Annotated in this window: 6 protein-coding genes; 1 reads left to right on the top strand and 5 read right to left on the bottom strand. The window is 75.3% G+C overall.

Annotation, left to right across the window (positions count from 1 at the left end; translation table 11 throughout):
* Positions 1-12: 12 nt before the first annotated feature.
* Positions 13-1,302 carry an adenylosuccinate synthase gene (locus tag QL983_RS09265; RefSeq protein WP_036315830.1) on the bottom strand — a complete coding sequence of 430 codons (1,290 nt, stop codon included), beginning with the start codon at positions 1,300-1,302 and terminating at the stop codon, positions 13-15.
* A 136-nt stretch (positions 1,303-1,438) separates the two neighbouring features.
* On the opposite strand from QL983_RS09265, the gene QL983_RS09260 reads away from it, so the two are divergent.
* Positions 1,439-1,990 (top strand): hypothetical protein, encoded by a 552-nt coding sequence (locus QL983_RS09260; RefSeq protein WP_036315775.1) that lies wholly within the window; start codon positions 1,439-1,441, stop codon positions 1,988-1,990.
* 21 nt (positions 1,991-2,011) lie between these two features.
* On the opposite strand, the gene QL983_RS09255 is transcribed toward QL983_RS09260, so the two are convergent.
* The 4 genes from QL983_RS09255 to bioB form a co-directional block, all read right to left on the bottom strand.
* Entirely contained in the window at positions 2,012-2,719 is a 708-nt protein-coding gene (locus QL983_RS09255; RefSeq protein ID WP_051995272.1) for a dethiobiotin synthase, read from the bottom strand.
* On the bottom strand, positions 2,701-5,172 hold the full coding sequence (locus tag QL983_RS09250; RefSeq protein ID WP_223247495.1) for an aminotransferase class I/II-fold pyridoxal phosphate-dependent enzyme: 2,472 nt from the start codon (positions 5,170-5,172) through the stop codon (positions 2,701-2,703). Before QL983_RS09250 ends, QL983_RS09255 begins: the two co-directional genes overlap by 19 nt.
* Complete coding sequence (bioA, locus tag QL983_RS09245) at positions 5,169-6,557, bottom strand: adenosylmethionine--8-amino-7-oxononanoate transaminase (RefSeq protein WP_036315772.1); 1,389 nt, start codon at positions 6,555-6,557, stop codon at positions 5,169-5,171. The genes QL983_RS09250 and bioA overlap by 4 nt, the downstream gene beginning before the upstream one ends.
* 7 nt (positions 6,558-6,564) lie before the next feature.
* The coding region (bioB, locus tag QL983_RS09240) for a biotin synthase BioB (RefSeq protein WP_290152533.1) at positions 6,565-7,750 on the bottom strand (1,186 nt) is incomplete at its 5' end.

Raw genomic sequence — 7,750 nt, 5'->3', positions numbered from 1 at the left:
GGGGTCCGCCGGTCAGTCCTCGATGAGGTCGCGGACCTGGACCACCTGATCGCGGCCCGGGCCCACGCCGATCGCGGAGATCCGGCAGCCCGAGAGCTTCTCGAGGGCCTCCACGTAGCGCTGGGCGTTCAGCGGCAGATCCGTGAACGCGCGGGCGCCCGAGATGTCCTCGGTCCACCCGTCGAAGAGCTCGTACACCGGCTTCGCGTGATGGAACTCGGTCTGGGTCATGGGCATGCGGTCGTGGCGCACGCCGTCCACCTCGTAGGCCACGCACACCGGGATCTTCTCGATGCCGGTGAGCACGTCCAGCTTGGTGAGGAAGTAGTCCGTGAAGCCGTTGATCCGCGCGGCGTAGTGGGCCATGACGGCGTCGTACCAGCCGGTGCGCCGCGGGCGGCCGGTGTTCACGCCGAACTCGCCGCCGGTGGTGCGCAGCTGCTCGCCCATCTCGTCGAAGAGCTCCGTGGGGAACGGACCGGCGCCGACGCGCGTGGTGTAGGCCTTCACGATGCCGATGGTGCGGGAGAAGCGGGTGGGGCCGATGCCCGCGCCCACGGCCGCGCCGCCGGCGGTCGGGTTGGACGAGGTCACGAACGGGTAGGTGCCGTGGTCCACGTCCAGGTAGGTGGCCTGGCCGCCCTCCATGAGCACCACCTTGCCCTCGTCCAGGGCGTCGTTGAGCAGGTTCACGGAGTCCACGACCATGGGGCGCAGGCGGTCCGCGTAGCCCAGGAAGTACTCGGCGATCTCGTCCACGGTCACGGCGCGGCGGTTGTAGAGCTTCACCAGCAGCTCGTTCTTCTGCCGCAGGGCGCCCTCGATCTTCTGGCGCAGGATCGACTCGTCGAAGATGTCCTGCACGCGGATGCCCAGGCGGGCCACCTTGTCCATGTAGGTGGGGCCGATGCCGCGGCCGGTGGTGCCGATCGCGCGCTTGCCCAGGAACCGCTCGGTCACCTTGTCCATGGTCTGGTGGTACGGCGCCACGAGGTGGGCGTTGGCGGAGATCTTCAGGTGCTCGCACGGGTGGCCGCGGGACTCGAGCCCGTCGATCTCCTCGAACAGCGCCTCCAGGTTCACCACCACGCCGTTGCCGATCACCGGCACCGCGTTGGGCGAGAGGATGCCGGCGGGCAGCAGCTTGAGCTCGAACTTCTCCCCGTTGACGACGACGGTGTGCCCGGCGTTGTTGCCGCCGTTCGGCTTGACGACGTAGTCCACTCGCCCGCCCAGCAGGTCGGTGGCCTTGCCCTTGCCCTCGTCGCCCCACTGGGCTCCGACGATCGCGATCGCTGGCATCTGCATCTCTCCTCAGGGCCGCGGGTCGCCCCGGACCGGCCCGTACATGGAAAACGCCCCCTTGCGGTGCACGCGGAGGCCGTACCCCCGAATCCTACCAGCGTGACGGATGCCACCCTCTGGCTACGCTGGCGCCATGAGCACCGCAGCGCCCGGCACCCAGCACTCGGAGTTCGCCTCCCCGACCCCCACCCGCAAGGGCCCGAGCGTGGGCACGTGGCGCCCCTGGGCCGTGCTGCCGTGGGCGCTGGCCCTCCTCGCCCTGCCCCTGATCGCGCTCGCCCTGCGCTCCAACTTCGGCGCGAACGGCTGGATGACGGTCATCTACATGGTCTTCGGCGCCCTGCCCCACGAACTCGTCCTCGTGCTCATGGTGGGGAGCCTGTTCCTCCTGCCCCGCGTGGACCCGCAGGATGAGCAGCGGGGCGGCATCCGGCTGGGGCGCCTGCTGCACACGCTGCTGGGCATCTCCTGGGGGTCCTTCGCGCTGGCCGCGATCATCTTCCCCGACGGCGGCGACCACCCGGACTCCGGCGCCACGACCCCGGTGCTCATGGACCTGCTCGGCAAGAGCACCGCGATGGACGTCGGCCTCGTGGGCGGCCTCGCCCTCGCGGCCGTCAGCGCCCTCACCGGTCTCGCGGTGATCGTGGTGTGCGTGGTGCGGCGGATCCGCGCCGTTCGCTGAGCACGCTCCCGACGACGGCGGTCAGCGCGCCGACATGACGCGCGGCGGGGTGCCCCGCGGCACCGTCTCCAGCACCGCCCCGTGGGCGCCGGCCAGGCGGGCCAGGAACACGAGGTTGGCCCGCTCGACGGGGTCTGGGTCCGCGGCCACGCCTCTGACGAGGATCCGCTCCGGCGCCACGCCACGGGCGGCGGCGTGCTCCACCGTGAGGCGCGCGTGGTTCTGCGTGCCCAGCCCGGGGCGCGCCACGACCGTCAACCCCGCGTCGAGCCCGGCCGCCCGCAGCGCGCGCACGGCGTCCACAGGCCCCTCGTCGGCCTCGGTCCACGCCACGGTGATCCCGCCGGCGCCCTCGATGAGCAGGTGGTCGACGCCCGCGGCGAGGCCACGCCACCGGCCCAGCTGCTCACCCAGAGGCGGCAGAGGGGGCGTCCCCTCCCCCGCGTGGGCGACCGCGTCCACGGGGGCCATCGCGGGGCCGACCCGCGCCCCCTCGGACACGGTCAGGCGGGCCGGAGCGGCGGCGTCGAGCGCGCCGGATGCGGCGGCCGCGGCCACCAGGTCCCGGACGGTCTCGACGTCGCCGGCCTCCCCCGGTGCGACGCCCGTCTGCACCGGCTTGTCCACGTGCACGCGGAGCCCGGCCACCAGGGCACGGGCCGCGAGCGCGGCGGTGCCCCACGTCTTGCCGACGTCCGTGTCCGTGCCGGTCACGACCTCGATGCGCATGTGTCCACTCCACTCTGCTCGATTCGGATGTCCTCGCCGCCGTGCCACGGTCCGGGCGTCACGAGCACGTGCTGCGGCGCCTGGAAGGAGAGCAGGCGCAGCCACGTCGCCGGCGGCCCGGTGAGCCGGGCGTCCGGCAGCAGGCGGGCGACCTCGCGGACCACGAGGGCGGTCTCGAGCTCCGCGAGCCCGGCCCCGAGGCAGCGATGCAGGCCGAAGCCGAAGGCGAGCCGGGCGTCGTCGTGCTGTTCGCCGCTGAGGTGCAGCAGGAGCTCGTCGCCGGCGCGGACCTCGTGCTCGCCGACGCGGACGTCCGCCGTGGCGAGGCGCCGCCAGGTGGGCACCGAGGAGCTCGTCCGGAGGCACTCGGCCACGAGCTCGGCCGCGGCCGCCTCCGCCGCATCGGCTCCGGCGCCCCCGTCCGCCCCGGCGCCGAGCGCGGCCCAGCGGGCGGGGTCGGCCAGGGCGCGGGTGAGCGCGGTGGAGATGAGCAGCCGGGTGGTCTCCTGCCCGGCGATCACCAGGAAGTAGCCGAGGGAGACGATCCGCTCGTCGTCGACGCCGGCCTCGTGCAGCGCCGCGAACAGGTTGCCGGGCTGTGCGTCGTCCCCGCGCGCCTCGACGACGGCCCCGCGCAGCCACCGGTGGAAGTCGGCGGCGGAGCGGGCGAGCCGCAGCTGGCGGTCCTCGTCCGGCCAGCCCCAGAACAGTTCGAGGGAGTCGGCGCTCCAGCGGTGCAGCTGCGCCTCGGGCGGGTTGGGCACGCCGGTCAGGGCGGACATCACGCGCGCCGGGACCGCTGCCGCCACGGTGGTCGCCAGGTCCACGGCCCCGCCTGCGCGGCCGGTGTCTGCGAGGGCGGCCGTGAGGGCCGTCCGGGTGGTCGCGAGGATCCGGCCGCGGGCTTCGCGCACCTTCGCCGGGGAGAAGAACGGCGCCACGACGCGACGCACCGCCCGGTGCTCCTCCCCGCCGGCGGAGGCGAGCACGGGCGGCAGCCGGAAGCGGGCGGCGGCGAGGATGCGGCGGGCCGGGCCGCTCAGCGGGACGACCGCCGTGAGGGCGTTGTCCGAGGCGAACGTCCCGGGGTCGGTGAGCACGCGCCGCAGGTCGGCGGGATCGGAGATCCGCAGGTGGTCGCCGCGCACGGCCTCCGGCCGCGGGTCGCCGTGGGCGAACGGGCAGCCCGTGGACGCGCCCCACGCCCGGGCGGCCACGCTCGCCACCGCCTCCAGCGCCGCCCGCAGCCGGGGCTCGGGGACGGCGGTGGTCACGCTCACGCGGAGGCGGGCGATGCCGTCGGGCACGCTGGGCGGGCGGAAGCATCCCACGAGGACGCCGTGCGCGCGCAGCTCCGCGGCCGCGGCGACGGCCTGCTCCGGTCCGGGCATGCGGATCGAGTGGACGGCGCCCGCCCCGACCTCCACGTGCCCGGCCAGCTCGGTCCGGCGGGTGAAGACGTCCACGGCCGTCTCCCGGGCCCGCGCGAGCCGTGCCGCGGGCTCCCCCGTGGCGGCGATCCGGCAGGCGGCCGCCGCGGAGGCGGCGAGCACGGGGGCCAGGGCCGTGTCGAAGACGAAGGTGCGGGCGGTGTTGAGCACGTGGTCGCGCCAGGACCGCGCGGCGGGCCCGCCGAACAGGGCCAGACCGCCCTGGCCGCCGAGGGCCTTCGAGCAGGTGGCGGTGACCACGACGGGCGCCTGCCCCGCCCACAGTCCCAGGGCGCCCGTGCGGCTGCCGCCGGGGACCACGCCGAGCGAGTGGGCCTCGTCCACCACGAGCAGGGCGCCGTGTTCGGCGGCCAGGGCGGCCAGGGCAGGCAGGTCGGCCTCGTCCCCCAGCACGGAGTACAGGGACTCGACCACCAGCACGATCCGTCGCGCCCGCCCTTCGGCGCGCAGCCGGCCGAGGGCGGCCCGGAAGGCGGGCACGCTGTTGTGCTCCACCGTGGTGACCGACGCGCCCGGCAGGGGGGCGAACGCCCCTGAGCGGGCGGTGGCGGCGAGGGCGGTGCCGTCGCGCAGGCTCGCGTGGGCGTGCTCGTCCAGGAGGAAGGCAGTGCCCGGCCCGGCCAGGGCGCCGAGGACGCCGAGGTTCGCGGTGTAGCCGGAGGAGAAGGCGAGGGCGGCATCCGCGCCGGCCAGCGCGGCGGCGGCGGACTCGAGGTCGGCGTGCGCGGGATGCGTCCCCGTGACGACGCGGGAGGCCCGCGCCCCGACCGGTCCCTCGGTGGCGACGCGCGCGGCGGCGGCCCGCACGTCCGGGTGGGCGGCCAGGCCCAGGTAGTCGTTGGCGGCCAGGTCCACGACGTCCGACGACGGCGCGCCCGGCTCCGGCGGTTCGGCGCGGCGCTCCAGGCCGCGGCGCGCGCGGACGGCGGCCCGGGAGCCCAGCCACGAGGACCAGGGGTCGGCGGGCGTGCTCGTGGCCGCGCCGGCCTCGGCGGTGCTCATGCGCAGACCTCCTCGACGGCCCCGGTGACGGCCGCGCAGATCGTGGCGACGTCGTCGTCGGTGCTCACGTAGGGCGGCATCACGTACACCAGCCGCCGGAAGGGGCGCACCCACGCACCGCGGGCGACGGCGGCCCGAGTGACGGGCTCGACGTCCACGGTCCGGTCCAGCTCCACGACGCCGACCGCACCCAGGACCCGTACGTCGGTGACCGCGGGCAGGTCGGCGGCCGCCGCCAGCCCGGCGCGCAGCCCGGCCTCGACGCGGGACACCTGGGCGGCCCAGCCGTCGCGCGGGTCGGTGAGCAGGTCGAGGGACGCGGAGGCGACCGCGCACATCAGCGGGTTGCCCATGAACGTGGGCCCGTGCAGGAGAGCCCCGGGCATGCCCCGTTCCCGCCGGGAGACCGTCTCGGCGACCTCGGCGGTGCACAGCATGGCCGCGCCCGTCATGGTGCCGCCGGTGAGCGCCTTGCCGAGGCACAGCACGTCCGGGGCGACGCCGGCCCCTTCGCACGCGAGCCAGCGGCCGGTGCGGCCGAAGCCAGTGGCGATCTCGTCGGCGATGAGCAGGAGCCCGTGCTCGTCGCACAGCTCGCGCAGCACGGTGAGGCAGCGCGGGTCGTAGACGCGCATGCCCCCCGCCCCCTGGAGCACGGGTTCAAGGATCACGCCGGCGATCTCGTCCGCATGCGCGGCGGTGAAGGCGCGGGCCTCGTCCTCCCACGCGGCGAGGGCGGCGTCGTCGGCCTCCCAGTGGCCGGCCGGAGCGGCGTCGGGTGCCGTGGGTGCCGCGGCGAAGCCCTCGGGCACCCAGCGTGCCGCCGGCGGGCGGGGCAGGAACAGATGCCGAGCCACGAGCGAGGTGAAGGCCGCGTGCATGCCGTCCACGGGATCGCACACGCCCATGGGCGCGGCGGTGTCCCCGTGGTAGCCGCCGCGGACCGTGAGGAATCGGCGGCGGCTGGGCCGGCCGCGCGTCGCCTGGTACTGGAGGGCGAGCTTGAGCGCGACCTCCACCGAGACCGAGCCGGAGTCGGCGAGGAACACGTGCTCGAGCGCGGCGGGGGTGTGCGCGACGAGCCGTTCCGCCAGGTCGACGGCGGGCGCGTGCGTGAGCCCGCCGAACATGACGTGCGGGAAGGCCGCGGCCTGCCGGGTCAGGGCCTCGACGAGCGCGGGGTGCCCGTGCCCGTGCACCACGGACCACCAGGACGCCATCGCGTCGATGGCGCGGTGACGCTCCCCGCCCGGCCCCTCGAGGTCGAGGTGGACGCCCCGGGCACCGCGCACGGCGTAGAGCTGGCGGGCGCCGGCGGCCCCGTAGGGGTGCCAGAGGTGGGCGGCGTCGCGGTCGAGGAGGCCGGCTTCAGCGGGGGCGGTCACGGTGCGTTCAGGCGTTGGCGGGCTCGGCCGTGCCCGCGCCCCGGCGGCGCAGCTCGGGCTTCACGGTGCCCTCGGCGCCCGTGTCGGGGCGGACGTCCTCTGCGGCCCCGGCCTCCGCAGTGACGGCCGCACCGGAGCCGCACGGGCCGGCGTCGTCCGTGCCGCCGCAGCAGCCGCCGGCCGGGGCGCCGTCGTCGGCCGCGGCCTGCTGTGCACGCTCCTCGGCGCCGAGCACGGTGAAGCCGGCGTCGGCGATCATCTGCAGATCCGCCTCGGCGTCCTGGCCCTCGGAGGTGAGGTAGTCGCCGAGGAAGATCGAGTTGGCCACCTGCAGGCCGACCGGCTGCAGGGAACGCAGGTGCATCTCGCGGCCGCCGGCGATGCGCAGCTCCTTGTCCGGGCAGGCCAGGCGGACCATGGCGAGGATCCGGAGGCACTCGAGCGGGGTGAGCTGCTGGTGGCCCTGCAGCGGGGTGCCGTCGAAGGGCATGAGGAAGTTGACGGGGATGGAGTCGGAGTCCAGGTCGCGGAGCGCGAGGACGGCCTCGACGAGCTGCTCGTGCGTCTCCCCCATGCCCGCGATCAGGCCGCTGCAGGAGGACAGGCCGGCGGCGCCGGCGCGCTGCACGGTGTCCACGCGCTGCTCGTAGGTGTGGGAGGTGCAGATGGACTCGTAGTGGGACTCGGCCGTGTTGAGGTTGTGGTTGTAGGCGTCGACGCCGGCGTCCTTGAGCTTCTCGGCCTGGCCGTCCTTGAGGAAGCCGAGGCACGCGCACACCTCGACGTCCGGGTGCTGGGCCTTGAGGTCGCCGACCATGCCGGCCACGCGGTCGACGTCGCGATCCGTGGGGCCGGTGCCGGAGGCGACCATGCACACGCGCGAGGCGCCGCCGGCGATGCCCAGGCCCGCCTGGCGGACGGCCTCCTCCGGCTTGAGCCACGTGTAGCGCAGGATCTCGGCCTCGGTGCCGAGACGCTGGGAGCAGTAGGTGCAGTTCTCCGGGCAGAGGCCGGTCTTGAGGCTGACCAGGTAGTTGACCTTGACGGTGCGGCCGAAGTGCTTCTCGCGCAGGCGCGAGGCCGCCGCGACGATGCGGAACGTGTCCGCGTCCGGGGCGTCCAGCACAGCGACGGCCTCCTCAGCGGTAAGCACGTGGCCCGCCTCGATGCGGTCCACGAGGGCCTCGGGGTCG

The organism is Micrococcus sp. APC 4021 (genome assembly GCF_030407635.1).
Classification (GTDB): domain Bacteria; phylum Actinomycetota; class Actinomycetes; order Actinomycetales; family Micrococcaceae; genus Micrococcus; species Micrococcus luteus.
Note: the sequence above shows the minus strand (reverse complement) of the source record. Positions and strands in the feature narration are given on the sequence as shown.

Bases quoted from the DNA above. Each gene is read 5' to 3' on its own strand.
- QL983_RS09265 (WP_036315830.1), bottom strand. From the start codon at position 1,302: ATGCCAGCGATCGCGATCGTCGGAGCCCAGTGGGGCGACGAGGGCAAG.
- QL983_RS09250 (WP_223247495.1), bottom strand. From the start codon at position 5,172: ATGAGCACCGCCGAGGCCGGCGCGGCCACGAGCACGCCCGCCGACCCC.
- QL983_RS09255 (WP_051995272.1), bottom strand. From the start codon at position 2,719: ATGCGCATCGAGGTCGTGACCGGCACGGACACGGACGTCGGCAAGACG.
- QL983_RS09260 (WP_036315775.1), top strand. From the start codon at position 1,439: ATGAGCACCGCAGCGCCCGGCACCCAGCACTCGGAGTTCGCCTCCCCG.